Origin of the sequence: Shouchella clausii, assembly GCF_002250115.1 — a bacterium.
Lineage (GTDB): Bacteria > Bacillota > Bacilli > Bacillales > Bacillaceae_D > Shouchella > Shouchella clausii.
Genome location: NZ_CP019985.1, coordinates 1804619 through 1830736, shown reverse-complemented (window position 1 = coordinate 1830736; position 26118 = coordinate 1804619). Strand labels below are relative to the sequence as shown.

The following is a 26118-nucleotide window of genomic DNA, read 5'->3' as shown; positions in this document are numbered from 1 at the left end:
TTAAGATACTCTTAACATCATTGCAAATTCCTTATATAATTTCTCAGCATCACAACTTTGAATCCACATATTTAAAGCAGACTGTCTCATTTTTTCTTCTACGTTGTCTTCTAGTTGATAAAACTTAATTAGAGTATTAGCCACATCACTTTTATTACAATATTGATTTAGTAAAAATCCATTTACCTTGTCTCTAACAAGCTCTTTTGTTCCACCTACATCCGTGGCAATTACTGGAATACCCAAAGACATTGCCTCCATTATGGAAACTGGTACTCCTTCAGAAGAAGACAAATTTACAAACACACTAACATCATTTTGCTTATACCACTTTATTACTTCTTTATTCTTAAGGGAACCTAAGAATTTATAATTTTTTCTGTTTAATTGTTTCTCTGCTTTTGATTTGATTTTATTAAACTCTGTTCCACTACCAATGTGAACCCATTCATAGTTTATTTTATTTATATCTAATTCTTCCAAAGCATCCACTAACATATCAACTCTTTTTACCTTTCGTAACGCTGAACAAGTAACAATTCGAAAACACTGCTTAGGTTTTTTCACTTTAATATTTTGTTTTGTGGTTCCTAACCTTTTAACTTCAATCTTATCTTTATAAATAGGGTAATTATTTGTTAAGAATTCAGCGCCATTTTGAGAACAAGGAAAAACCTGATCTAAATTTTTCAAAAGATAATTTCTATGTGGTAAAAATTTTAATGGGGCTTCATTTTCATATAGATCATAACGATGAGCTCTTGAAACTGTATATATATCTTTATCCTTAAAGTACTTATTCTTTAAACTTACTGCTACTCTAGCTGTAACATAAAACCAATAACTATAAATTGTAACTTTCTTCCCTGAAAAATTTATTTTATTTAGCTCTTTTGTTATCTTACTATAAACATAATTACTTCTTGCTTCAAAGTAAGTGGAATATAATTTATTGATTATACTTAGATGCTTCTCCTCTTTTAAAATTTGTTTAAACTCTTTGTTAATATACATTTTTGTTTTAGAAAGTAGTTGAATTTTCTTCCCTCTCGATAAATCTATATCAATATTTACCACCTGCACATTTGAAGGCAAAGGTCTATTTATTTTCATCTTATTTGATGCCATAGTGGGGAAAATAATTATCTTTTCAAACTCTGAAGACAGATAATCAATTTCTGTTTCTAAATACTCTTCCCCTTTGAAAAAAGGATAATAATTGGTTAGTAGTATTAAAGTGTTATTCAAAACTCACACCTTACCTTTGTTTAATTTCTATGTATGTTTTTTCTACCAAGGACTGACCTAATTGTTAAAATTACTATTTTCGCATCTAAAATAAAAGATATGTTCTCAACATAATATTTATCGTTAGCAATTCTTTGGTCCATTGTTGAAGAATTCCGATGAAGTGCTTGGTTATATCCAGTTATCCCCGGTAAAACTTCGAATTTTTTAAAAAAGTCGTCAGGATAATTACTCTTATCTCCTAAAGGACTAGGTCTTGGGCCAATAAAACTCATCTGTCCGATCAGTACATTTATTATTTGAGGTATTTCATCTAAACTTGTCACCCTTAGCCATTTCCCAACTTTAGTAACTCTTGGGTCGTCTTGTGAGTTATAGGTTGTTCCATCACCATTTCTAATGTCTGGGGCGTTAACTTTCATGGTTCTAAACTTATACATATGAAATTGCTTCATATTCTTCCCTATCCTTATACCAGTGTAAAAAACAGGTCCCCCATCTTCAAATTTAATAAGAAGAAACACTGGTATAAAAACAATGATTAAAATAGGAAGTAAAATTAAAGCAATAAGTATATCTAACAATCTTTTAATAATAAATTGGTACATTATCCAAACCTTTCATTAATCCCTTTATTTCTTCTAACGCTTTATCAAAGCTATAATCAGGAGTAAATTTCAATTTCAATTCTGCTTTTTTATTATCCATGTACGAAGAGTTAATAGTTTCGCTCGCGGCATTGTCTTTTATTATTAGGTTACCTTCATTGTGGAAACACTCATTGATTTTTTTCGCGACTTCATAATTAGTTAACGCCTCTCCACTGCCTATATTAAAATTCCCGCAAAGTGTACTCTCTCTAAGTGCTAATTCTATAGCTTTAGCGGCATCTTTAACATATAGGAACTCTCTTTTTGCCTTACTCGGTGTATTTAACGTTAACGTAAGCTGATTAAAAGCTTGTCTAATAAACAAGTTGATCATATAATTATTAATCTCATTAAAGCCGAATAAATGAGCTAACCTTAAATTCTTTACGTTAAGATTATAATTTCTTGAGTAATAGTTTCCTAAATATTCACCACTTAATTTACTAATACCATAAATTGAAACAGGGTCTGGTAACAATTCCTCATTCCACGGTAAGCATGTAATATCTGAGTACACTGATATAGTTGAAGCGTATACTATATTGTTTATTTCATTATAAACACATGCTTCATATATATTCTGTGTAACAGTTTCATTCTCCTTGTAGTTAGCAATTAGCTTATCGTTACTCCTCTTTGCTGCTAAATGAACTACTGCATCAAAACCTTTTAATGCTTCTTTTAACGAGTTTGTCGTGTAATCTGTTATTATATAGTTATTATTTTCGCTGGAGCTTCTAGTTAAAACAGCAGTCTGATAACCCATTTCTAACAGCTTCAAATAGACAATTTTCCCCAGAAATCCTGTGCCTCCAGTAATTGCAACTCGCAATATCTATCCCTCCAGACCAAAACCTTCATTGACCAGAATTTAAATTATTCTGGCCAAGTAAACTTAATGAATAAAATACCCGATCTTTTCAAATACACCATTTATGGGTCTAACCACAGAATTTTCTGGGTAGTATTTATAACTATCCAAAATGGAAGATGTATTTTTAGCGAAATTATCATAATTAACTTTAGTATTAGGAATTTGACATGCAAACTCAAGAGTTAATTTAGATTTTTTTGTATAAGTAATTTTGCTAAGTTCGGTAGTATCATTGGTGCAAAAATGGTTAAAAGTTAACTTTATCAAGTTTATTTCCGAATAATATTTTAATAACTTCCACATGTGACAACCATCTAGTCTAGGAGTAATTTCGATAATATAAGGTAAATCATTATCCATCTTCATCTGAAGATAAAAAGGTCCATTTAAAATCCCTAGTTTTTCACAAGCCTTACTTGCAATTTCAAAAATATTCTTTTGAAGTTTATTTGACACCTTTTGGGATGGAACTACATGTTTTTTAATTAAACCCGTATACTCCGGCCAGGTTTCTCTGTCAGAAGAAATTAAGAATTTGACTTCACCATTAACAATGTACCCATTAACTGATATTTCTGGCCCGGAGATATATTGTTCGATAATGACCCGGCCCGACCTAGAATACTTTCTTGCCTCCAGGTAGTTCTTTTTAAAATCTTCGTAGGTCTTTATTAAGAATACTCCTCTTTGTCCCTGAGAATCTGTTGGCTTTAGTATAAAAGGGTACTCTAAAATAATCTCTTTATCATCAATCTCTGATTCAATAACTTGAAATTTAACATTGCCGTAAAAATCACTTCCCAGCGTACTTCTCATTAAATCTTTATTATTACATATTAATGCTGTTTGTTTCGTAACGAAGTAAGGCAAGTTCAACTTTTCGCTTATGGAGCTCGCTATTGGTATAGCTATATCAGATCCGACTGAATATACTAGATCTATGCTATTATTTTTAACATAATTTATTATTGCTTCTTCATCTAAAATATTTATCTTGGTAAAATAGTCAGCTGCATCAGCTCCAGGACCATCTTTAGCCATTGCACAAGCATGTACTTCATGCCCTTGATTTTTAAGTTCTACAATAGCATCTCTTTGTACTGCAGCTACACCTAAAATTAACACTTTTTTATTCAAGTTTATCACCTGGCATCTCGTTTATTTACTATTTCCAAAAAACTATTGGCAGTATAATCAACATCACAATCCTTAAGGGATGTATATAACGGCAACGAAATTTCATTTTTATACATTTCGTATGCATTTGGAAAATCTTCAATTTTAAATCCAAGTCTTATATATGCTGTCAGCATCGGGAGTGGTTTATAATGTACATTAGTGGCTATGCCCTTCTCCGCCATTTCAGCAATTATCTCATTTCTATCTTTTTCCTCTAATCCTTTTACTCTACACAAGAAAAGATGTCCACTCGAGTTAGAAAACTTGTTAAAATGATTCAGAGGTTCTATCTTCGAATTACTTAATAGTTTTTTGTAACTATTAATAATCCGCTTTCTCTTCTCTAAAGTGATATCATATCTATCTAACTGCCGTAAACCAATCGATGCTGCAATATCAGTCATATTGCATTTATAAGCAGTTGATACAATATCATATTCCCAAGCCCCATGTTTTGTTTTGGCCAGCGCATCTTTACTTTGACCATGGAGAGACAAGTTCATATACTGTTGATATAGCAATTTGTCGTCTATTCCCTTTAATGCTTTCCAAGTAACCGCGCCTCCTTCACCTGTGGTTAAGTTCTTAACAGCATGAAAGGAAAAACAGGTAAAGTCTGCAATACTGCCACTAATTTTCGAATTACGAGTTGCACCAAAAGAATGGGCTGCATCAGCAATCAAAATTACCCGATTAAAAGCTTCTTGAAATAAATTTTCTGCTTTAAAAAGATGTCTTTTTGCTTCTACTATTTGTAAAAGACGCTCGTAGTCACATATCACACCCGCAATATCAACTGCGATAATAGCTTTTGTACGTTCAGTAATAGCCCTCTCAACTGCATCGTAGTCTAAATGGTATGAACCTTTTTTCGTATCTACTAAAACTATTTTTGCTCCAACATGATCAATTACACTCGCAGAAGCGGTGTATGTATAGGCTGAAGTTATTACTTCGTCCCCTTCACCGATTCCTAAAAGTCTTAAAGTCATTTCCATACAAGCAGTAGCAGAATTTAATGCCGCGGCCTTATTTGTCATACAATAATTCGCTATCCGCTCTTCAAATTTTTTGGTTTTTGGGCCAGTTGTAATCCAACCAGACTTTAAAGTATCTATAACCTCTCTTATATCCTCGTCTGTTATATCAGGAGGAGAGAAAGGAATTTGTCGCTTTAATTTAGTCATTTTTCTCCTTCTTTCACGTTAATTCACAGTATCTAGAGCTTTTAAATTATCAACACTGTAATTAGCGATTCCTAATACTTCGCCTTTTAACGTTTTACGATCAATTTTATAAAAGTCATTAATCAAATTATAAACCACATCAATGTTGATTGGAGGAGTTTTCCCACAATAAATTTTAGGATAAATTTGCTCTTGATGAAGTTCATTTTCATCAAGCAATTCCTCAAACATTTTTTCTCCAGGGCGAATCCCCGTAAATTTAATCCCAATGTCCTCTTCACTATAACCAGACAATCGTATTAAGTTTTTCGCAAGGTCAACAATCTTAACAGGTTCTCCCATATCCAGAACAAACACTTCCCCACCCTCAGCAAGAGAACCTGCTTGGAGTACTAACCGGGAGGCTTCAGGAATGGTCATAAAATAACGTTCCATATCAGGGTGAGTAACTGTTACAGGCCCCCCATTTTTAATTTGTTCCTTAAATAGAGGGATGACGCTGCCGCGGCTTCCAAGAACGTTCCCAAACCTTACTGCTACAAAACGTGTTTCACTTACCATATCCATGTGCTGAATGACCATTTCTGCAATCCTTTTTGTTGCTCCCATTACGCTTGTTGGGTTGACAGCTTTATCGCTAGAAATCATCACAAAAGTATTAACTCCAGCCATATCTGCGGCTTCTGCCACATTTTTAGTTCCAATGATATTATTTTTTACTGCCTCTTCTGGGTTTCGTTCCATCAGGGGAACATGCTTATGAGCAGCTGCATGAAAAATAACATACGGACGCCGTTTCTGCATAATAGCATACATTTTATCTTTATCCTGAATATCGGCAATTTCTGTATCAATACTTAAATCGGGGATTGTCCTACGCAGTTCCATTTCAATAGTATAAATACTGTTTTCACCATGACCTAATAAAATTAATTGCTTAGGGGAAAAATGGGCAATCTGCCTACAAATCTCTGAACCAATAGATCCGCCCGCGCCGGTAACAAGAATCGTTTCTCCTGAAATATACTTAGCAATGCCATCAACATCAAGTTCCACCGGCTCTCTGCCTAATAAATCTTCTACCTCGACATCCTTAAATTGACTTACTTGTAGGCTCCCTAACACTAAGTCTTCCACACGGGGAAGTGTTTGCGTTTTTATTTTTGTATCAGTACATAACTTAACAATTCTATTTAAATCCTCTCTGTTTAGTGAGGGTATTGCGATAATAATATGTTCAACTTTATAAGTCTCTACATATTTATTGATATCTTTTGTCCCCCCTAATACAGGCAACTCCATAATTTCTAAACCATGTTTTGTGAAATTATCATCAAGAAAACCAATTGGCTTTAATGTTGTCTCTTTATCTTGTTTTAATTGCCGTACAACCATTGTCCCAGCAGAACCAGCCCCAACGATTAACGTACGTTTTCCATCTTTCTTATTTACCATATATGTATCTTTATAAACACGCCAAGACATACGTGACCCACCTATCAAGATCACATGCATCATCCACGTCATAATTAGAGTACGGACAAAAAATTCTTGGAAAAATAGAAGTTGTACCAAACCGGTGCTAATAATTGAGATTGTGACAGCATATAAGATTGCTTTTAATTCTGATACACTTGCGTATTCCCAAGCTCGTTTGTATAGTTTAAATTTGTACGCACACATATGATGGACTACTAGTAAAACAATTGAACTAACAACAAGAGTTTCTGTTAACGATGGATACCCTGCATTTAAGATGAAACTGCATACGTAAATTGAAAAGAGAACGATTGTAGAATCGATTAATATTAGGGCTAGTAACCTTTGCTTCATCTTCATTAACAACTATCTCTCCTCAATAGCGAATTATTTAATATAGTAAAGTTGAACATACTCCCGCATCTTCTCCAACAACGCATCTCTTAGTTCCTCCCGCTCCAACGCAAATTCCAATTGCGTGAGGACGAAGCCGAGTTTTTCGCCAACGTCGAAACGTTTGCCTTCAAAGTCGTAGGCGTAGACGCTTTGTTGTTCATTCAATGTTTGGATCGCATCGGTTAGCTGGATTTCGCCGCCAGCGCCTGTTTCTTGTTTTTCTAGGAAAGTAAAAATCTCTGGCGTGAGGATATAGCGTCCCATGATTGCTAAGTTGGATGGCGCTGTGCCTTGTTTTGGTTTTTCAACAAAGCTGGATACTCGGTAAAGACGGCCGTTTTGTGATTCTGGGTCGATGATGCCGTAGCGGCGCGTTTCGTTTTCCGGTACGGATTGGACGCCAATGACGGAGCGTTCGGTTTGGTCGTATTGGTTCATAAGTTGTTTGAGTCCTGGCGTTTCTGCCTGAACAATATCGTCACCAAGGAGAACGGCAAATGGTTCATTGCCGATAAATTTACGAGCGCACCAGACGGCATGGCCAAGTCCTTTTGGTTCTTTTTGCCGTATGTAGTGGAGTTCGACTTTTGATGAAGCTTGGACTTTTTCGAGCATGTCGAGTTTGCCTTTGTTGAACAAGTTTTGTTCAAGTTCAAATGAATGGTCGAAATGGTCTTCAATCGCCCGCTTCCCTTTGCCTGTCACAATAATGATGTCTTCGATGCCCGCTTCAATCGCTTCTTCAATGATGTATTGGATAGTCGGTTTATCGACAATTGGCAGCATTTCTTTCGGCATTGCTTTTGTCGCTGGCAAGAAGCGTGTTCCAAGGCCAGCTGCTGGGATAATCGCTTTTTTTACTTTTGACATAATTGATTCCCTCCGTGTTCACAAAATAAAAAAGATAGAAAAAGGCTCACGCGCCAAGGATGTAAGCGTTTTTCTATCTTTTCGATTCGCTCTAGTGTTTTGGGCTTAGCCCTTGAGGCATCGAACCTCCCCTCACACCATGCTGGCGGCGACATGCGCCTAAGGAACGATGCTTCCCTTAGCATGGCCGAGTACCTTCCTTGATAACGGTAAAGAAGGCGTAACCGAACCCATTCTACTTATATCGGCTAAAAAAGTCGATTATTGACTAATATACACTAACTTTAAAGGATTTTGTGGTTTTTTTAGAATCATGACATAAAACGATTCTTTTGGTCTATTTAAAAAGACAAATATGACATGAAGGCATAAATACATATTAAATTAATGTCAGAATGCATCAAGCAAAACTATTTTACCACTTCCAAAGACCTTCCATCTACCTTTATTACAAAGATTTTATTTTTTATTTCTTCTATTTTCAAGCTGGAAAAAGCTACTTTTAGCCATTTAAACGCATTAATTTCTTACTCTCTTTTCCCTGTTGAGAATAAATTTAAATGAGACTAAGGTCTAATCAAAAAAATCCTCAAAAGCCTGTAAACAATTCTCCAGACAATCCGATAAAAAAATTAGAAGCACAGCGCTTCTACAAATCCTCAAGGATGAGGTAACAAAAAACAAAAGGAAGTGTGACGACTATGATCATCAATAACAACCTGTCTGCGATGAACGCTCATCGCCAACTCGGCATCAACCAAGGTGCTGCTTCAAAAGCACAAGAAAAGCTTTCTTCTGGTCTACGCATCAACCGTGCAGGGGATGACGCAGCTGGTCTTTCGATTTCAGAAAAAATGCGTGCGCAAATCCGTGGTTTGGATCAAGCGAGCCGTAACGCACAAGACGGGATCTCTCTTATCCAAACAGCTGAAGGTGCCCTTGACGAAACGCACAGCATCCTTCAACGTATGCGTGAGCTTGTTGTACAAGCAGGAAACACAGGCACAAACCAAGACGAAGACCTTCAAGCGATCCAAGATGAAATCAACTCGCTTAAAGAAGAAATCGGTGGCATGACTGATGGAAGCAAAGGGATTTCTGACCGTACTGCATTCAACGGCAAAGATTTGTTGAAAGGCGCAACAGATGATGCTGGCGCTTCTGCCCCTGCTTCTTTCACTTTCCAAATTGGTGCGAACCAAGGACAAACGATTACAATCGAAATCGGCGACATGAGCGCTACTGCACTTGGTACTGAAGGCGATGACGGATTAAAAATTTCCGATATCGATGTGACAAAGTTTGCTGATCCAGATGCGACAGATGAGGAAGGCTTTGACACACAACTAGCTGCTGTTGAAAATGCGATCAAACAAGTATCAAAACAACGCTCTAGCCTTGGTGCTGCGCAAAACCGTCTTGAGCACACGATCTCTAACTTGGACAACTCTTCTGAGAACCTTCAAGCTGCTGAGTCTCGTATCCGTGACGTTGACATGGCGAAAGAAATCATGGAATACACAAAGAGCAACATTCTTTCCCAAGCTTCTCAATCAATGCTTGCTCAAGCAAACCAAGCGCCACAACAAGTGCTTCAACTTCTTGGGTAATACAAAAAACAGATGGCTATCCGGCCATCTGTTTTTTATTAAAAGGAGATAACGAGACCTTCTCTTTAGTTTACAACACGATAAGTCGTTTCATCTTCCCACGAATGGTTTCCATAGTACAACTCTACTTCTAGCCTACTATTTATGTGATAAGCTTCTGCTACTGCATCATCGATCATGTTGTTAGACTGAACATTTAGTAAAAGAGCAGCTGTCAAACCAACATTAGGGACCAATCCAACTATATAGGAAGCCCAACTAGTCAAAGACTCTGCGGTTTGTAAACGATTGTACATCATTTCAACACCGTCAGAATTAAACGTATACGTAATCGTCGTCCAACTTTCCCCATCCGTATCATGCACCATGCTGTCAATGTAACGATTATTCACTTCTTCCATAATGCCGATCACTGAGTTAAACTCATTATTAATCTCTGAAATTCTTTTCTCTCCTTGCAAGTCAGAAAATGGACTGACCTGAGAAGAAGACGATACTTCTTTGTTGGCTTCTGCGTATTGAAAAGGTAGAGCTAAAACAAAAGCAGCGGCAATAGTCGGGGCCAAAATTTTCTTCAAAACTGTCCCTCCTTAAAATTATTAATTAATAATGGATGACTTTCTATAAATTACCTTCCCATCCGTAAGAATAACTAAAACTGCTTTTTCTATAATCGCCTTATTTCTTATTTTCTTCCTTTCCAGCCCATATATAGAATATTCCCCAAGCAGTCATGAATACGGGTAAAAAGTACGCAATTTTCCATCCGCTATCAACCCAAATTTGTACGGGTAATGTAATGGCAATAGCGATTAACAAACAAACAGTTAATTTTCCCCAATGGTTCCTTACCTTTATTTCTTTACTTTCCACATAATCGCCTCCTTTTATAGTCTGTTTCCCTTTCTATCTATCGGCTAAAACAAACCAAGTGCTTCACCTTCTTGGGTAATACAAAAAAACAGATGGCTATCCGGCCATCTGTTATAGCAGTGTTGTTTTTTAGTATACTGCTTATTTTCTTAACAGGCATTTTCGTTTTGTATTGAAAAAAGCTACTTAACTAGCACCATCCGCTTTATCATGCGGTTGAAAAATGTTCCCGTCACTTGCCTGGGCTAGACTTTGAGTTCCTGTAAATGCTAGTACAATAACTAAAGTTAAAAGAAATTTTTTCATTCCTGAACAACCCCCAGTGCATTTTGATTTAGCTTCGCTTCGTAAGCGACTTTCATATACTTCAATGCTTCTTGTGATTTTCCTGCTTTTTCTAGATAATCAGACGTTTCTTCGGCCACTTCGGCGATTTCAAATTCTAAAGCGTTTTCTCTCAGAAGATGAATGCCCTCTTCTACTAACGCTAAATTTCCTTTTTCAATATAAAGCCCTTTTGTGACTAGAGACCGAGCCAAATATTCTGTACTTCTATAATAATGAATGCCTACTTCCGCTTTTTTAAAAAACTCCCGCGCTTCCAAATCTCTCTGTAAACGAAATAAAATATTTGCCAAATTGTATTGGCTTTTCATACTTACTGGTGACTGGCGATGTTCTTTAATCGCTAAGGCAGATTTGAAATAATGTTCTGCCTCTTCCCACTCCGTTTTCCGTATTGCATTTAGTCCGAGAGTACGGAGAATGAGCGATTTTGTTTCAGGATACCTTTCCGCTTGCTGCAAAGCGTCTTTTAAGATTGCATCCGCTTTTTTGTACTTTCTGACTTCGGAATTGGTTGCGGCGATTATGATTTGGCAATTCATAGCCTTATCCACATATCCAAGACGGTCAAAAATCATTTTAGCTTGCTCGGCATATGAGATCGCAAAAGGATATTGGTTTAGGCGATAGTACACCCATCCAGCATAATAATAAAATTCTGCCTCTTCTGCGTCGTCGTCGACATACTCTAATAAACGCTCTGCTTTCCTGAATAGTTTGATCGCGGATTTGTAACGTTCATTGATGTATTCATTTTGCCCGCTGATGAAATAATAGAGGTACTTGAGTAAATGGTCGACTGTGTCCTCTAGGATGGGTTCAATTTTCGCAAATCGTTCTTCTTCTTTCATTCCTGCGTTTTGTCTGAGCAGCATTTCATGACGAAATTCGACTAGTGAATAGTACGCTAAAATCTTGTCATTCGGCTCCATGTTTTTTACGAGGGCGCTGGCTTGTTCTTTGAGGAGAATCGCTTGGTCGATTGACCGCGAAATAATGCAACTATACCAGTCAACGATTTTCGCCCCCGCTTTTTCCGCCTGCACTACCGTAGACATCCGATCACCCCAAACCAAGTATGTTGCTTTCTATTATAAATGGAATTTTTTCGTATTGTAAGGAATTTGGATATTTCCCAACATCATTCAATTAGCTGTTTTTGTCGCACTTTGTAGAATAATAGTGAATTAAGCTTTTCTCGCCCATACATAGAACGATACTAACAGAACGTGTTCTCCCCTCTCCCTAAATATCAACTTGATTCCAGCGAACACGTCCTCTTTTTCACCGCTGCTTTCCTATTGCCTTTTCCCCCTAATGCCAAAGTCGGTAATCGTCAAATCAACATGGAAGCGGACTGTCGCCTCTGAAAAGACTTCATCCCAGTTGTCTTTATTCTTTTTCCAAAATGGGTATTGCTGTACGCGTACATATTTAACAAGCTTAAAGGGAGCGGCCTCGTATTTTGTTTGCATGTCATTGATGAATTGGTCCACTTGCGTTTCTACCGTCTTTTCAAATAACCCTTCCAGTTTTTTAAAATAAGTTGGATCGTACGTATTTTCTTTCGGATCCCAGTTTTCCGCCAGGCGTCCATCTGATTTCACATAAATGTCCATCGTAAGTTTGTCGTTTTCAAGCGTTGTTTTAACAGACTCTATCCGAGAGCTTAATACTTCATATACCACTCGGTAGCCATCCACTTCTGCCTGAACGATGCCAGCTTCTATATCGCCTGTAAACCAGTTTAAGCTAGTTATTTGGTCAGGGGAGAGGGAATCGGTTAAATGGACGCCTTTCTTTAAAATTTGGCCTCCGTCTAGCTCTAGGTTTCCATCTTTAATTGTCACTTTTGGCAAGATAATCGTATAGCCACGATTAATGTTATCAGACAACGTTCCAAGTGTGACTGGCGGCAGCACTTTTGTCGAGCGGTCGATGTTTTGGGCAATGGCATCCAACATTTGCGAGGTAGGTGCTACTTTTGCTTCCGTTGGATACTTAAACAGTGTTTGCAACGGCACCTCAGTAACAAATATCCGAATGCCCCTCCTTGCCCGTTCGTCGCGGATTTTTTGGTTAATCAGCTCTTCGGCCCGCCACTTTCTTAACGCATCCTCGTGAAACACGAGCACGAGTTGATGGTCGCTTAATATCCCTTGGTCGATTAACTCCAATTCCCGCGTTGCGTCTAAGACTGTTTCTCCTTTTGTATAAAGGTTTCGAAAAGAAAGCTCGGCAACGCCTTGGTCGTCAGCGACAGGCATGTACAGTTGCGTCAGCATGCCGACCTTTTCCTTTTCTTCTGCATCAATCCCAAGGCCAATGCCCATGACGAGTGAGTAGTCTTCAATATTCGTGTGGTCCCAGCAGCCTGTAAGCAACAGCACACTGCCAAGTAGCGCAATGATCTTACATTTCATGCCTTCACCTTCTTTTTTATAGCAACCGTGAGGTAACAAAGGAATGGCAATACCGCAAAAATAGTTAAAAAAGCATACTGTTCCCACTTGCCTATCATTGAAATTTGGTAGAACGTTTGTGGCAGTACGCCAATTCCAAAAACAAGTACAGTGCATACAAACAACAAATAGCCACGACGGATCGGCAGTCGTTTATCAAGCAAATGGACTGTCGCAAACAAGGCAATTACAATGGTCGTAAAAAATTGCAGTGTCCACGTACTGATGAGTAGTGAATTTAAGCGACCAGAAAAAAACGCTCCACTTTCTGCAGCTTGTGTCAAGGCAATCGTTGGCCATACGAGCGTTTTTACTTCTGCTACTCCTAGCGAGGAAACCACAATCCCATAAATTAACACGTAGACCATCGTTATCGTCGAAAACGCGAGCACACCGCTTTTCTTAGGCTTTGTGCCTGTTCGGAGAAAAGCGAGGATGAGCAACATAATTTCAGCGCCTTGAAAAGCTTGGAGCGCCTCTTTTACATTGGCAAAGATCGGCCAAAATCCTTCTGGAGCGATAGGACGCAGTCGATACACGTCCACTTCTTCTGCACTAAGCCCGAGAATAAGCACGAGCACAATAAGTGAGAGCGGTAGAAAAAAGCAGCAGATGCGCACAACCGTCGCAAACGGATAAAAAACGGCATACGCGCTTAAAATCACAATCATCCCAATGACGACATAATAGGGCGTTTCTTCTAGTAAAAAATAGCGGATCATTTCGCTCATGGCTACCACTTGCCAACTAGACTGGACGAGAAAGTAAGTGGCAATCACGATGCAAAGAAAGTTGCTTGCCCACTTGCCGAACGCTCTCTCCATATAGACGTCAATCGAATCAACGTGATGAGACTTGAAGGCAAAGACATTAAACAAAAAAATGAGGCTTACGGCCACGCCTGCAATCATGACCGAGATCCACCCATCAGCCGTATTCATGTTAACAGTCATCGTCCGCGGCAAGTTTAACACGCCCACACCGAGAAGCGCCGTCATCAACACCGCCCCAAACTGGACATTGGTCAATGTCCGCTGCGTATAAACGTTTGTCTTGGCCAAGATGCGATTCACCCCTTCTTATCCTTCAGTACAGTCGGCAAACGGAGGATGGCATCGTAAATGCCATGTTTTTTGAATGAAAACTTGAGCGAAAAATAATGGACGCCATAGTTGTGCAAGCTTGCTAAATGGATGGTTAGCCCAATAAAGAAACAGACGACGCCAAACAACCCAAATGTGGAGGCAAATACGATGGCGATAAAGCTAAGCAGTCGAAAAGAAAGACTTAAGTTATACATCGGCACGGCAAAAGACGAAATTGCCGTCAGTGCAATAATGATGACCATGATTGAACTGACAATATGGGCCTCAACGACTGCTTGGCCGACGACAACGCCGCCAACAAGGCCGATTGTCTGCCCAAGAGGAGAAGGGAGGCGAATACTCGCCTCACGCAATAGTTCAATAAAGAGCGTCATCACGACGACTTCGCCAGCTGCTGGAAATGGCACGTTCATTCGTGTATTCATGATCGTGAGCGACAGTTCGTCCGGTATGAGCCCTTGATGGAAAGAGACAAGGGCGATATAAACAGGTGCGACAAACAACGTAATGATTAAGGCTATGTAACGGAGTATGCGAATGAGGGAGCTGATCATCCAGCGCTCATAATAATCGTCCGCCGCTTGCAGTTGCTGTTCAAACGTGGTTGGCACCATAATCGCAAACGGCGAGCCGTCGACGAAGATGGCGACGCGCCCTTCTTCCAGGCCCCCTAAAATCCGGTCAACCCGCTCCGTTGTCTGGATTTGCGGAAACGGCGAGTACAAAGGCGAGTTGTCCAAAAAACTTTCAACTTTGCCAGAATCCTCAATGTTGGCGTGTTTAATCCCCTTCAGGCGCTCGGCCACCTCGTCGACAACAGCAGGCTCTGTTTTTTCTTTATGGTGAATGTAGCGGATCGTCTTTTGTTTGTTTTTATAGTGGACGACATGTTCAGCAACAATGAGGTTTTCGTCATCGCCATACTGGCGTACTAAGGCAATGTTTGCGTTTAGATCTTCAATAAACGACACTTTCGGACCGCGGATAACCGGTTCAATTGTCGGCTGCTCCACGTTGCGGTTCATTCCCTTTTTTAACTGCAACACATACGCAAACGGGACGCCCTCCAACAGCAAGACAACCCGGTCCAAATAAAGCGACTTCACCGCTTTTTTGACATCAACTTGTACCGACTCCGCATAGCTAATCGATGGTTTCGCCCGCTCCACCTCGCTGCCCCTCTTTTTAAAATAAGCAGCTGGCAACCCATTTAGGTAGCGAAGGCAGCTCTCCATTCTTTGCATGTCCGCTTCTCCGAAATAAAAAAACGTCAACTGCTTATCCAATGAAGTCGCGTACGCATATTTAATCGTCAAGTCGGCTTGATCGCCTATTTCCTCGACCAATTTTTTCTTATTTTGTTCATAATCGGCACCAAACACATCCATAAAAGGCTCCTCCGGCTATTCATACCTTTAGTGTGCCAAGTGGGATAGGTTGTTATGCAGGACAATCGGAGCTGGCTTGGATTCGCATGCATGCTAATTGCGGCCAAGACGTACATTAGCGAAGCATAGGCTTCTCCTACCATTAAATTTGTCCATGCCAAAAAAACATAAAAAAGGGCGTGTTTAAACATGTGCAGAAAACATTCGGGAGTCCCCCATTCCGTAAAAGGGGATCGGGTGTCGTTTATTTTCCTGTTCGGACTGCACAATTGGTTTGGCGAAGCTCCGATCGAAACAACCGAAAACAAAATATGTGGGAGGTACGGCCAGACTCTTATTATTCATATGAAAAACCCTGTCAGATCGAATGTTTGATCGATTCTTTATCGAACATTTAAATGTGGATCCCTTGACGCTACTCTTCATTGCTTCCCCTTGAAGAATTTCGCCACTCATGCGAAAGGAGCTGCGGCGCAGCTCCTTCGTTGTTGCAGGATTACATTTAGTAAAGTGTTTTTACCGCGTCGGGCGAAAATGGCGTCAGTTCGTCGATACGGCCATCGCGGATTTTGCTTGCCCATGCAGGGTCAGCTAATAATGCCCGACCGATCGCTACGAGATCAAATTCCCCCTGTTCCAGTTTCTCGATCAACCCGTTAATGTTCGAGACATCTGCTCCCTTTCCTTCGGCGAAGAGTTTCGTAAATTCACTGTCCAACCCAACTGATCCGACGGTGATTGTTGGTTTTCCTGTCAGCTTTTTAGTCCAACCAGCAAGATTCAAATCAGACCCTTCAAATTCAGGTTCCCAGAAGCGGCGAGTGGAGCAGTGGAAGACATCGACTCCTGCGTCGGTTAACGGTGCCAGAAATTGCTCCAGTTCAGCCGGTGTTGTTGCCAATTTAGCCGTATAGTCACTGGTCTTCCATTGCGAGAAGCGCAGCACAATAGGAAATTCCGGTCCGACAGCGCGGCGGCAAGCTTCGATGACCTCTACCGCAAAGCGAGTGCGTTCCACCATATCACCGCCATAACGATCTGTGCGCGGGTTCGTTTTATCCCAGAAAAACTGGTCAATCAAATATTGGTGCGCACCGTGCAGTTCAATTCCGTCAAAGCCGATCCGCTTCGCTTCGGCTGCAGCTTGCGCAAAAGCATCCACTATGTCGGCGACATCTTTTTCCGTATAGTCGCCGACATGGCCGCGAGCACCCATATGCCAAATCTGTGGGATGATCCGGCCACCGGCTTTGTGAACCTCAGCCACTACGTTGGCCCAGCCGTTTAATGCCTTGTCGCCATAGATATGCGGGACATTTTCCTGATTCGACGAATCTGGATGATCAATGACCGTACCCTCGGTCACAATTAGTCCGACTCCGTTTTCCGCTCTGCGGCGGTAATAAGCGGCCACATTAGGCCCCGGAAAGCCTTCAGGTGAAAATTGGCGAGTCATCGGCGCCATCACAATGCGATTGGACAGATTCATATTTTTAACTGAAAACGGTTGAAACAAAGCTTGAACGGATGTTGAATTCGTCATAACTACCTCCGAGTTTCATTTTGTATGTGAAGTCTAGAAAATCATTCAATCATTTGGTGCGCTCTATGTTTTTTAGTATCACCCCCTTGCATGTTTTTCCATACGCCTTTTTGACCACGCAGTCAAAAACTTTCTTAAAAAAGACATGCACGCATTTAACGGCTCATACATGCATGTTGTTATCTGTCACTCACAAGCTTCCATCATTCTCTGGCATCATAAGCGCAAGCGCTGTACGCAATACCACTGCGATCTGCTCTCGGGGAGCGCCTGATTTTCCCATAATCTTCGCGCCGCTAAGAGCGTTGTTCAGGTGAAGGGCAAGCGCTTTGCTTGTAAGGCGAGACGTAATCAATTGCTGGTCCTGACCGCTGCGAATAACCTTCTCGAGCACACGTCCGACCTGGTTAAACATCAATGCGACCTCACGATTGACTTCCTCGTCCTCGGTTCCAAATTCAAGGGCTGAATTGACGATGAGGCAGCCTCGACTCATCGTTTCATCGTTTTGACAGAGCGTAGCCTCGCAAATGGCCTCCAATTTTTCCACAGGAGACCCTTCCTGAGAGGCCAATTCCTCCAGCATCGCTATGCCCTGTTCCCTGTATAGCACTAATGCACGTAAAAACAGCTCCCGCTTATTCTTAAAGACACAATACAAACTTTGTTTCTTCACTTGCGTCGTGCTAGTCAAGTCATCATAGGAAGTCGCTTTAAACCCTTTCGTCCAAAATACTTCCATGGACTGGCGCAGCGCACGATCAACATCAAATTCTCTTGGTCTGCTCATGGGGGTATCATATCCATTCTTGACCACGGAGTCAATTAGTTTGCTTTTTACCCTAAGTTACATTTTATCTCCTGGTTGTTGATCAAAGAAAAAAGAGCTTCTCACAAAGCTCAAGCAGATTATAAAAGTCGATATTCTCGCCCCTCTTTTTGGATACGAGGACATAACATTACAACGAATATGGCACGATTAGGAAAAGGTTCGTTTTTGCCTAAAATAAAGGGGAGGTCGTACTCATGTGCACTTCTAGTTCACTTCCACCTTTTCAAATTTAAAGGTTCCTTTACTTCTTTTCTCTTTCCCGCTCAATCGCATTTTCAAGGCCAATTTTATAATTACTTAACAAACTATTTTGGTGGGAAATGACATCCACCGTCATGCTAATTTGCCGATCGGTCCGCTCTACGGCGTCTCCTGTTGTATCGATCAACTCTTGGTAGGTACTGACCACTTCAGATTCTCGGGTTTGTTCAAATTGGTCTGCATGCTTGCCGTTCCATGTCTCGTTTGTTAACTCTGGTTCTTTAAATTGGGCGCGGTCATCTGCCATGGTCCCTTCTTGGCTGAGTAGTTTTGACCGGCATTCCCGTAAACGTCTTAACTTTTCATTCGCTTCCGCAATAAACGCTTCTGTTGAATGAATTTGTTGTCTAAAATACTCCACTGACATAGCGCTTGCCCTCCTTAAAGTAAATTTTTGTCGAGGTAAAGGCATTGCATCTATTAAAATACTTAGCCCGGATTAAGTGCTCCCCATTTTGATTCTGCCCGATACTTTATTGCGAAACAATACCTTACTTGTTTGCAGCCACTCTTGTTTCGATGTTTTCGTTAGCCGCACTTGCTGTTTGCCATTTTCGATTTCATAAACGACTAGCCAAATTCCATTTTGAGCAGGCAGGAAGAAAAACAAATCACTGATAGTCATGTCATTCTGCTGATCGCCAATTTGGAACGCACTTCCGTTTTTCAGTGTCCAGTTCTGCTCCGCCAAGTCGTGAACAAAGCTCTCAAATGCGTTGACCGACGATGGCTCGGCAACTGCCGAAAGCTCTGTTTGAATTGGACTAACTTGTTCATTGTCAGTGAGACGGTCAAATTGCTCAGGCGTTAACACAAACTCTTGCCGATCCGTTTTAGCGCTTGCAGAAAGGTTAAAAAAACGATCGACTTCGTTGTATGCTTTTTGCGTGTCTACTTTTGCGAAAATGTGGATAATATCATTGATGACATGATGAAAAAACCATTGGTCATCGCTTATCTGGTGAAAAAGCAACGATTGTCCTTCCACCCGGTCAACAAAACGAACCAAATAGCTTGATTCCGCATACTGCTCGGTAAACCGTTGCCACTGATCACCAAGTGGAACCTCATCCCGCTCAGCCTTTTCCGTGTCCCAAATGCCTTTGAGCATCATTTGGTGTGCCGCTCCTTCAATGACCGCATCCCAAGCTTCAGGAGTTTTCTCCCCTAACATGCTCTCCCCTAAACCCTTGGCCATTTGATGATAACCGCACATGCTCAATAAACATACCAGTTCTTCTGTCGTGCACGTTAATAATGGTTGCATAAGAAAGCTCCTTTTCAATTAATTTCTAAGACATTGTCTTTACTCAGGAATAACGTTTGCTAAAAGCAGAAATGAACAAAGCTTCAGGATATAGGAAAACGCTATTCCTAGTCCATAGTATATTTCCCAACTAGTTCCATCCACTAATCGATTGGAAAGAAATAAGTAAAGATAGGAATAAACACAAACAAATAAAGAAAAAGCGAAATGACCCAACCAATGCCATAAAACAACTTCACTTTCCAGAACCCATATTTCAAAGAAGCCTTTTTAAAGGTAAAATAAGCAACGCTGATCGTCATCCAAAAATATAGATTAAACACACTATCAGACAACCGTTTCGGTTCTTTCGTATAAAAACCTTCTAGATAGTTGGAATAGGCAGAGGGATATCCAAATAAAATTAACACTCCCCCATGCATGAACTGAATCGCACCCACACATACAATGATTCCGTAAATTATCTCTAGTACCATTATTTCTCCGCCTTTAAACCAAGAGGTTGCCTAATACAGCATATTTCAGTATGACAAATTTACTTATTCCAATAACCCTAAAAATCACCTATAAAGACAGTAACTTTTCATTCCTGAAACATAATAAAAGTAAGGATAGGAAGAAAGACGAACATATAAAGAAAAAATGAAACAACCCAACCAATGCCATAGTACAACTTTACTTTCCAGAACCCATATTTCAAAGAAGCTTTTTTAAACGTAAAATATGCAACGCTGATTAGCAACCAAAAAACAAGATTGAACACATTATCATACCATCATTTCGGCTCTTTCGTGTAAAAGCCTACTAGGTAGTTGGAATAGATGGAGGGGTACCCAAATAAGATTAATATCCCCCCATGCATAAATTGAATCGCCCCTATCCAAAGGATAGAGGCATAAATCGCCTCTAGTGCCAGCATTCCTTCACCTCTTAACTAGGAGGTTGCCTATAAACTCGTATCTTTCAGTAAGGACGCACTCTACAATTTTATTTTCCTTCTCCCTTCTTCAAAACAATACTTACTACCAATTATTTGGCAGCAAATCATCTAGAAGCGGGATGTAGTCAGGAATAATATCAACTAGAATGGGAATGACAAAACCTATCAAGAAAAAATATGAAACTACGATACCCAATCCATAGTACAATTTGGTTTTAAAAAATCCGTACTTCTTATCTACTTTACGATAAGAAAACAGGGCAATACTAATAAACAGCCAAAAAATGACGTTAAATAAATACTCATACCATTTTTGCGGATTTTCCGTATGAAATCCTTCGAGATATTTTGAAACAATTGAAGGATAACCCAATAGCAACAACAAAAACGCATTTGAATATTGAACCGCCGCCACCGCTCCTATAAAAACAAGAATAAACATCATTTCACCTCAAATTATTAGCTGAACCATCCAGCTACCCCTGCAACTAAATTGTCAGCCCCTTGCTTTAATCCGCTTCCTATATTACTAAGTCCTTCTGACACAGTTTCTTTTGCTTTTGAAAAACCTTCGACTGCTGATTCAGCAATATCTTTTGCTACTGGAGCAATTTTTCCGCCGACATAGCCACCAACCATCCCACCAACAGCTGCGCCAACAAACGTCATGCCTGGAATCATTGTTGCTGTGCCAATTGCGCCGCCAACAACTGCACCTAAGCTCGCACTCCCTAGTTCGATACCTGTTCCTGTAAAAAATCTAGTGACTTGAACTTCTAATGACTTATCTGCATTTTCCGGATTTATAAATTCATCATTAAAGTTTGAAGCCATAGTAAACCCAGCTCCAGCTATACCCAACGCCCTTGTCGCCGGCGTCTCTACATACTTCGCTATATGTTTGGCTTTTTCGTCGACTTTAAAGTTGGAAAACTTCTCGCCAAATTTACGGACATGGTCATTGGAGGCGATGTTGATTGCTGTTTTTGTCGCTGCGATTTTGCCTTTATCGACTGCGTCTTTGAAGCCGGTTTTTGCATTTGCGACATAGTTGCTGACTTTGCGCATTTGTTCGTCTGACAGAATGTGTTTTGCGGCAGTTGCGGCGGCTGATTTGCCGTTGCCTAAAGCATAACGGAAGCCGTTCTTGGCCATCGCTACGTATTTGTTTGTGCTCGGGGTTCCACCTTTTCCTGCTTTAATGCGGTTGACATAGTCTTGAAAGTTTTTGGTGCCATAGTGGCCGATTGCAATTGAAGCCCCAGCAAGTACATTTTGTCCAGCACCAAATAAGGTATTGCCTAAATTCAGCCAGTTGTTTCCAAATGCCACAATATCTAAATAGTAGCGTTTATCCAATTCATTTTGAATGGTTCGCCACTGTTCATCTGTTTTTAAGTCAAGTGGATGGTAAGTGGCGATCGATACATCGCCTTTTGTAATCACTGTACGGAGATGATCAACATATGTAGATAACATAGAGATGTCATCAGCGATTTGGTTCATTGAGTCTACTACGTCTTTTTCGTGCAAAAGAGCGACCGTATCTTCTGCTTCCTGTTGGCATGTGGTCAATCCTTGCTCAACAGGTTCATAATTAAAATGAGGCAATGAAACGATATCTGCGTAGTCGCTTTTAATACTTGCTAATGTTTCCCCATGGTTTCTTGCCTTGATTTTCAGTTCATTTAATTGTTCATACAATTCATCCATTATATAAGCTTCTTTAATAACCGCTTGTTCGGAAAACTCATTTGCCAAATCATCTCGGATCGTTTCCAGCTTTTCTGCGAAGTCTTCAAGCACGCGCCGTAGCAGTTTTAAAAATGGTCCATGGCCGTCTCTCCAGAAGTCGGCAATTCTCGTCGCTGTCTGACCGCTGCCAAAACCAGATGTACTGAGCATTCTTTGTTTGAAGAGAAAACTTGCAAAATCAGCAAACTGGTTGCTCTGTTCCGTGAGTTCGCTTGCCATCTCTTCTAACATCGCCAATGCCTGTTCTGCTTCTAATGCTTTTCTCGCCAAGTGCTTACCCTCCTTTAATGGCCTTTGCCACGTTTGCTTCGCTTTCGACAAATTGGTCGACCAATGCCTCAATATCGCTCGCATTATCAAGCACGAGCGCTTGATAATCACGAAGGAGTTGTTGAATTTGTTCCATATTTTCTTTTGCTTTTTCAATCTTTTCTAGCACTGTGTCCCCTGCTTCATAGGCTTTTGTACTCGGCTGCACTGCTTGAATCGCATTTCGTACTTCAGTTAGATTCTCTTTCATACGCGTTGGATTTAAATAGATTTCTCCGCTCATGCTTTATCCTCCTTTTGCGAAATCGCTTCATCAATTTCCTTTACGTGGGGCGCTTTTTCCATCAGCTCGACGCGGAATGAGGCTTCGTTGTCTGGAGAAATTCGGACTAACTCTCTGCCGTCGTTGACTTTGATGGCGACGCCTGTTAAAGCCATGGCGGCTTTAACGCCAGGAGTGTAAAAGCCTTTTATTGGATGAATGCTTTCCATTGTTTCATATGGAAAGAAATAAGAGTAAAAACCGGCTTTCACATACAAGCCTTCTTCTTGCAGTTCATAATACATATTCGTGATTGATGCGGTTACTAAGACAAGGCCGAATACTAACATCGGGCCAAATACATAAATCATTAAAAATGTTGCTGAATCGTCTGTGTACATAAGAAAGAGTACTGCAATCCCGATTAGCCAAACAGCGGCGATAATGGCCTTCATTGCCCAATCTCGTTTTGAGTAGTAGCGCATAGGTTGAACTCCTTTTCCCATTTTTCCATCAACAGATGTCCTTTTGCTAAACATTTCCTTCTTTTAGTCTAACGCACTTGCGTAGCCTTTTGAACCGTACGATACTCCTGAGCGCAAACCAATCGAGCAAATAGAAACTATGCCTTTAGACCTAGTATTTTTGCTTATTCTTAGTATGTGTCTCATTTCTTCCTCACGTGAAATGATTACACTATTAACCTTATATAAGAAGGGGCTAATGTGAAATAATCTGACGTAGTTTTTTGACCGCCAAAAAACACCCTAAAGCAGCCTGTTCGAGCTGTCTTTACGGTGTTTCTCTCTTGTGCTTATAAAGCGGTATAGCCGCCATCAATCGTTAGAATTGTACCTGTGACAAATTCATTTTCGGCAAGAAAAACCATCCCATGGGCAATGTCTTCCGGTTTTCCTAACCGCCCTATTGGATGTTTGGCGACAAGGCCATCATAAAAGTCGCCAAGCGCTTCCTTATTTACGGCGGCTGTCTCTACAAACCCAGGAGCTACGGCGTTGACGCGTATCTGTTTGTCTGCATATTCAACTGCCAACGATTTTGTCATTGTATTGACTGCCCCTTTTGCAGCGTTGTAAGGCAGCGCTTCGGGTTGAGCAACTGATCCGAGTATGGACGACGTATTGATGATACAGCCGCTGCCTGTTTTGATCATTTCTTTAATCGCGTGCTTCGATCCTAAAAAAACGCCGTCTTGGCATACTTTCACAATCTTTTCGTAATCCTCGTATGCCCTTTCATGGGACGGACTCATTGTACCGAAACCGGCATTGTTTATAAGAATATCAACGCGCTCATAGGCCTTTACCGTTTCAGCGACCATGTTTTGCAACGATTGTTCGCTTGAGACATCGGTTTGCACAAATAGAACTTGTTTGCCTGCATTGGTTAATTCCTTAACAGCAGCCTCTCCCGTCTCCTTATTAAAATCAGCAATCACCACTTTTGCGCCTTTTGCCAAAAACGCATCGACCGCTGCCCGGCCAATGCCAGACGCCCCTCCGGTAATAATAACGACCTTGTTGGTTAGTTCAACCATAAGCAACCTCCTGTTTGGATCAGTACTATTATCCTTTCCAAAATAAATAAGGATGATGCGTCAATGGCTCCTTCTATGACAGAAGATCTTCCAATAAAATCACAAAATTTGCAATGATCTTCTTTTCATCTTCGCCAATACCGTTTATTATAAGAAAATAACTTAGTTGAACCAAGAAAGGAGCTAACCATCAAATAAGAATTCGATAAATTCGTGGAATATTTAAATAATAGCTCATTATTTAAGGAGGACGTACTGTGGACGTGGTCTTAGAGTTTATTAATAATGTGCTGTGGAGCTCACCAGTCGTTTACACATTATTAGGTGTAGGATTGATTTTTTCATTACTAACAAGATTTTTGCAAGTCCGCCATCTAAAAGATATGTTTACCCTTATGTTCAGTGGAAAAAAATCAGATGCCGGCGTTTCCTCTTTCCAAGCGTTATCCGTTGCTTTGGCAGGCCGTGTCGGAACGGGGAACATTGCTGGCGTCGCATCAGCGATTTATTTTGGCGGACCAGGGGCTGTATTTTGGATGTGGGCCATTGCCTTTCTGGGTGCTTCCAGCGCGTTTATTGAGTCGACGCTTGCGCAAATTTATAAAGATAAACAAAACGGCCAATACCGTGGTGGACCTGCTTACTATATTGAAAAAGGACTAGGCGTAAAATGGTTTGCGATTCTGTTTGCAGTCGCAGCTCTTGTAGCGATGTCTGTGCTTATGCCTGGCGTCCAGTCTAATTCGATTGCCGCAGCTGTCAATAACGCCTTTAGTATACCGACTTGGGCAACTGGGCTGTTTCTTGTCTTGGTTTTAGGGCTAATTATTTTTGGCGGTATTAAATGGATCGCGACCACCGCCGCCTTTATCGTCCCGTTTATGGCGATTGGCTACATGATTATGGCCGCCATCATTATTTTTATGAACCTATCTGCTGTACCAGAAACGATTGCCTTAATCTTTCGCAGCGCGTTCGGAATGGATTCGCTCTTTGGCGGATTGCTTGGCAGCGCTATTTCTTGGGGCGTCATGCGTGGCATTTATTCCAATGAGGCCGGCCAAGGTACTGGCCCACACCCCGCTGCTGCGGCCGAAGTGTCACACCCAGCTAAGCAAGGATTGGTGCAAGCAGCCTCTGTATACATTGACACTTTGCTTGTTTGTTCAGCAACCGCCTTTATGATCTTATTTACAGGGATGTACAATACACAAGGGCCTGAAGAGGGCACGCATGTGTTTGAAGCGATTCCTGGCGTTGAGGCTGGGCCTCAATTTACACAGGAAGCAATCAACCATGTGTTCCCTGCTTTCGGAACGGGATTTGTCGCGATTGCACTCCTATTCTTCGCTTTTACAACGATTATGGCCTACTACTATATTGCCGAAACAAACATTGCCTATTTGATGCGAGGACGCAATGCCGCCTGGCCAATGGTTGGCATTAAGTTGCTTTTGCTTGGAGCGACGTATTACGGCGCCAACCGAACAGCGGCAAATGCATGGCTCCTTGGCGACATTGGCCTTGGGTTAATGGTGTGGATCAACGTCATTGCGATCGTCCTCCTCGCCAAGCCGGCGATAATTGCCCTAAAGGATTACGAAGCTCAGAAACAACAAGGGCTTGACCCTGTTTTCGATCCTAAAAAGTTGGGCATTAAACACGCGACATTCTGGGAAACGTACGAGAAAGGGCCAGACAAAAATGCTAGTTAAGTTCGCACGCTTTTAGTCCTTCTAACAAAATCATTTCATGAAACAGGC

General features: G+C 40.7%; 26 protein-coding genes. 2 read left to right on the top strand and 24 right to left on the bottom strand.

The features are described from left to right. The 7 genes from BC8716_RS08850 to galU form a co-directional block, all read right to left on the bottom strand. On the bottom strand, positions 1-1248 hold the full coding sequence (locus BC8716_RS08850) for a glycosyltransferase (protein WP_073304549.1): 1248 nt from the start codon (positions 1246-1248) through the stop codon (positions 1-3). 20 nt (positions 1249-1268) lie between these two features. Continuing rightward, complete coding sequence (locus BC8716_RS08845) at positions 1269-1856, bottom strand: sugar transferase (protein WP_073304547.1); 588 nt, start codon at positions 1854-1856, stop codon at positions 1269-1271. Further along, positions 1837-2730, bottom strand: coding sequence for an NAD-dependent epimerase/dehydratase family protein (locus tag BC8716_RS08840; RefSeq protein WP_073304545.1), 894 nt, complete (start codon positions 2728-2730; stop codon positions 1837-1839). The genes BC8716_RS08845 and BC8716_RS08840 overlap by 20 nt, the downstream gene beginning before the upstream one ends. 63 nt (positions 2731-2793) lie before the next feature. After that, the gene (locus tag BC8716_RS08835; RefSeq protein WP_073304543.1) at positions 2794-3909 is read right to left on the bottom strand and encodes an ATP-grasp domain-containing protein; all 1116 of its coding nucleotides are present in this window, start codon (positions 3907-3909) and stop codon (positions 2794-2796) included. A gap of 5 nt (positions 3910-3914) precedes the next feature. Beyond that, positions 3915-5138: a DegT/DnrJ/EryC1/StrS family aminotransferase gene (locus BC8716_RS08830; RefSeq protein WP_073304541.1), complete on the bottom strand. Its 1224-nt coding sequence runs from the start codon at positions 5136-5138 to the stop codon at positions 3915-3917. 18 nt (positions 5139-5156) lie between these two features. Then, positions 5157-6977 (bottom strand): polysaccharide biosynthesis protein, encoded by a 1821-nt coding sequence (locus BC8716_RS08825; RefSeq protein ID WP_094424956.1) that lies wholly within the window; start codon positions 6975-6977, stop codon positions 5157-5159. Positions 6978-7004: 27 nt separating this feature from the next. Then, the gene (galU, locus tag BC8716_RS08820; RefSeq protein ID WP_094424954.1) at positions 7005-7883 is read right to left on the bottom strand and encodes a UTP--glucose-1-phosphate uridylyltransferase GalU; all 879 of its coding nucleotides are present in this window, start codon (positions 7881-7883) and stop codon (positions 7005-7007) included. Positions 7884-8584: 701 nt separating this feature from the next. On the opposite strand from galU, the gene hag reads away from it, so the two are divergent. After that, on the top strand, positions 8585-9493 hold the full coding sequence (gene hag / locus BC8716_RS08815; protein ID WP_011248537.1) for a flagellin Hag: 909 nt from the start codon (positions 8585-8587) through the stop codon (positions 9491-9493). Between the two features lie 65 nt (positions 9494-9558). Here the strand turns inward: hag and BC8716_RS08810 are convergent, their stop codons facing one another. The 17 genes from BC8716_RS08810 to BC8716_RS08730 form a co-directional block, all read right to left on the bottom strand. Continuing rightward, the gene (locus tag BC8716_RS08810) at positions 9559-10071 is read right to left on the bottom strand and encodes a hypothetical protein (RefSeq protein WP_094424953.1); all 513 of its coding nucleotides are present in this window, start codon (positions 10069-10071) and stop codon (positions 9559-9561) included. Positions 10072-10171: 100 nt separating this feature from the next. Further along, complete coding sequence (locus tag BC8716_RS08805) at positions 10172-10366, bottom strand: hypothetical protein (RefSeq protein ID WP_094424951.1); 195 nt, start codon at positions 10364-10366, stop codon at positions 10172-10174. A gap of 302 nt (positions 10367-10668) precedes the next feature. After that, positions 10669-11769, bottom strand: a complete 1101-nt coding sequence (locus tag BC8716_RS08800) for a Rap family tetratricopeptide repeat protein (RefSeq protein ID WP_094424949.1) — start codon at positions 11767-11769, stop codon at positions 10669-10671. A 240-nt stretch (positions 11770-12009) separates the two neighbouring features. Beyond that, positions 12010-13134, bottom strand: a complete 1125-nt coding sequence (locus tag BC8716_RS08795) for a Ger(x)C family spore germination protein (RefSeq protein ID WP_094424947.1) — start codon at positions 13132-13134, stop codon at positions 12010-12012. Continuing rightward, positions 13131-14234: a GerAB/ArcD/ProY family transporter gene (locus tag BC8716_RS08790; RefSeq protein WP_157730382.1), complete on the bottom strand. Its 1104-nt coding sequence runs from the start codon at positions 14232-14234 to the stop codon at positions 13131-13133. The genes BC8716_RS08795 and BC8716_RS08790 overlap by 4 nt, the downstream gene beginning before the upstream one ends. An 8-nt stretch (positions 14235-14242) precedes the next feature. Continuing rightward, positions 14243-15667, bottom strand: a complete 1425-nt coding sequence (locus tag BC8716_RS08785) for a spore germination protein (protein WP_094424943.1) — start codon at positions 15665-15667, stop codon at positions 14243-14245. A gap of 502 nt (positions 15668-16169) precedes the next feature. After that, positions 16170-17210 (bottom strand): NADH:flavin oxidoreductase, encoded by a 1041-nt coding sequence (locus BC8716_RS08780; RefSeq protein ID WP_094424941.1) that lies wholly within the window; start codon positions 17208-17210, stop codon positions 16170-16172. Between the two features lie 190 nt (positions 17211-17400). Continuing rightward, positions 17401-18000 (bottom strand): TetR/AcrR family transcriptional regulator, encoded by a 600-nt coding sequence (locus BC8716_RS08775; RefSeq protein WP_094424939.1) that lies wholly within the window; start codon positions 17998-18000, stop codon positions 17401-17403. 283 nt (positions 18001-18283) lie between these two features. Next, positions 18284-18670, bottom strand: coding sequence for a YwqH-like family protein (locus BC8716_RS08770; RefSeq protein WP_157730381.1), 387 nt, complete (start codon positions 18668-18670; stop codon positions 18284-18286). 72 nt (positions 18671-18742) lie between these two features. After that, positions 18743-19570 carry a YfjC family protein gene (locus BC8716_RS08765; protein WP_094424935.1) on the bottom strand — a complete coding sequence of 276 codons (828 nt, stop codon included), beginning with the start codon at positions 19568-19570 and terminating at the stop codon, positions 18743-18745. Positions 19571-19713: 143 nt separating this feature from the next. After that, a complete protein-coding gene (locus tag BC8716_RS08760; protein ID WP_094424933.1) occupies positions 19714-20046 on the bottom strand; it encodes a hypothetical protein in 333 nt (110 codons plus the stop codon). A 299-nt stretch (positions 20047-20345) separates the two neighbouring features. Beyond that, a complete protein-coding gene (locus BC8716_RS22285; RefSeq protein ID WP_157730380.1) occupies positions 20346-20489 on the bottom strand; it encodes a hypothetical protein in 144 nt (47 codons plus the stop codon). 103 nt (positions 20490-20592) lie between these two features. Continuing rightward, positions 20593-20952, bottom strand: coding sequence for a hypothetical protein (locus BC8716_RS08750; RefSeq protein ID WP_094424929.1), 360 nt, complete (start codon positions 20950-20952; stop codon positions 20593-20595). Between the two features lie 17 nt (positions 20953-20969). Then, on the bottom strand, positions 20970-22535 hold the full coding sequence (locus BC8716_RS08745) for an LXG domain-containing protein (RefSeq protein WP_157730379.1): 1566 nt from the start codon (positions 22533-22535) through the stop codon (positions 20970-20972). A gap of 4 nt (positions 22536-22539) precedes the next feature. Continuing rightward, complete coding sequence (locus tag BC8716_RS08740; protein ID WP_094424925.1) at positions 22540-22818, bottom strand: DUF5344 family protein; 279 nt, start codon at positions 22816-22818, stop codon at positions 22540-22542. Beyond that, positions 22815-23282, bottom strand: a complete 468-nt coding sequence (locus BC8716_RS08735) for a PH domain-containing protein (protein ID WP_157730378.1) — start codon at positions 23280-23282, stop codon at positions 22815-22817. The genes BC8716_RS08740 and BC8716_RS08735 overlap by 4 nt, the downstream gene beginning before the upstream one ends. A 329-nt stretch (positions 23283-23611) precedes the next feature. After that, the gene (locus tag BC8716_RS08730) at positions 23612-24355 is read right to left on the bottom strand and encodes an SDR family NAD(P)-dependent oxidoreductase (protein WP_094424921.1); all 744 of its coding nucleotides are present in this window, start codon (positions 24353-24355) and stop codon (positions 23612-23614) included. Between the two features lie 257 nt (positions 24356-24612). Between BC8716_RS08730 and BC8716_RS08725 the strand changes: the two genes are divergently transcribed. Beyond that, the gene (locus BC8716_RS08725; RefSeq protein WP_094424919.1) at positions 24613-26070 is read left to right on the top strand and encodes an alanine/glycine:cation symporter family protein; all 1458 of its coding nucleotides are present in this window, start codon (positions 24613-24615) and stop codon (positions 26068-26070) included. Positions 26071-26118: the final 48 nt, after the last annotated feature.

What these genes read in the sequence shown, in the direction of transcription:
- BC8716_RS08750 (WP_094424929.1), bottom strand. Translation starts at nt 20,952, where the DNA reads ATGTTTATTCTTGTTTTTATAGGAGCGGTGGCGGCGGTTCAATATTCA.
- BC8716_RS22285 (WP_157730380.1), bottom strand. Translation starts at nt 20,489, where the DNA reads ATGCTGGCACTAGAGGCGATTTATGCCTCTATCCTTTGGATAGGGGCG.
- galU (WP_094424954.1), bottom strand. Translation starts at nt 7,883, where the DNA reads ATGTCAAAAGTAAAAAAAGCGATTATCCCAGCAGCTGGCCTTGGAACA.
- BC8716_RS08825 (WP_094424956.1), bottom strand. Translation starts at nt 6,977, where the DNA reads ATGAAGATGAAGCAAAGGTTACTAGCCCTAATATTAATCGATTCTACA.
- BC8716_RS08845 (WP_073304547.1), bottom strand. Translation starts at nt 1,856, where the DNA reads ATGTACCAATTTATTATTAAAAGATTGTTAGATATACTTATTGCTTTA.
- BC8716_RS08830 (WP_073304541.1), bottom strand. Translation starts at nt 5,138, where the DNA reads ATGACTAAATTAAAGCGACAAATTCCTTTCTCTCCTCCTGATATAACA.
- hag (WP_011248537.1), top strand. Translation starts at nt 8,585, where the DNA reads ATGATCATCAATAACAACCTGTCTGCGATGAACGCTCATCGCCAACTC.
- BC8716_RS08795 (WP_094424947.1), bottom strand. Translation starts at nt 13,134, where the DNA reads ATGAAATGTAAGATCATTGCGCTACTTGGCAGTGTGCTGTTGCTTACA.
- BC8716_RS08780 (WP_094424941.1), bottom strand. Translation starts at nt 17,210, where the DNA reads ATGACGAATTCAACATCCGTTCAAGCTTTGTTTCAACCGTTTTCAGTT.
- BC8716_RS08760 (WP_094424933.1), bottom strand. Translation starts at nt 20,046, where the DNA reads ATGGTACTAGAGATAATTTACGGAATCATTGTATGTGTGGGTGCGATT.
- BC8716_RS08775 (WP_094424939.1), bottom strand. Translation starts at nt 18,000, where the DNA reads ATGAGCAGACCAAGAGAATTTGATGTTGATCGTGCGCTGCGCCAGTCC.
- BC8716_RS08800 (WP_094424949.1), bottom strand. Translation starts at nt 11,769, where the DNA reads ATGTCTACGGTAGTGCAGGCGGAAAAAGCGGGGGCGAAAATCGTTGAC.
- BC8716_RS08730 (WP_094424921.1), bottom strand. Translation starts at nt 24,355, where the DNA reads ATGGTTGAACTAACCAACAAGGTCGTTATTATTACCGGAGGGGCGTCT.
- BC8716_RS08765 (WP_094424935.1), bottom strand. Translation starts at nt 19,570, where the DNA reads ATGCAACCATTATTAACGTGCACGACAGAAGAACTGGTATGTTTATTG.
- BC8716_RS08740 (WP_094424925.1), bottom strand. Translation starts at nt 22,818, where the DNA reads ATGAGCGGAGAAATCTATTTAAATCCAACGCGTATGAAAGAGAATCTA.
- BC8716_RS08735 (WP_157730378.1), bottom strand. Translation starts at nt 23,282, where the DNA reads ATGCGCTACTACTCAAAACGAGATTGGGCAATGAAGGCCATTATCGCC.
- BC8716_RS08785 (WP_094424943.1), bottom strand. Translation starts at nt 15,667, where the DNA reads ATGGATGTGTTTGGTGCCGATTATGAACAAAATAAGAAAAAATTGGTC.
- BC8716_RS08770 (WP_157730381.1), bottom strand. Translation starts at nt 18,670, where the DNA reads ATGTCAGTGGAGTATTTTAGACAACAAATTCATTCAACAGAAGCGTTT.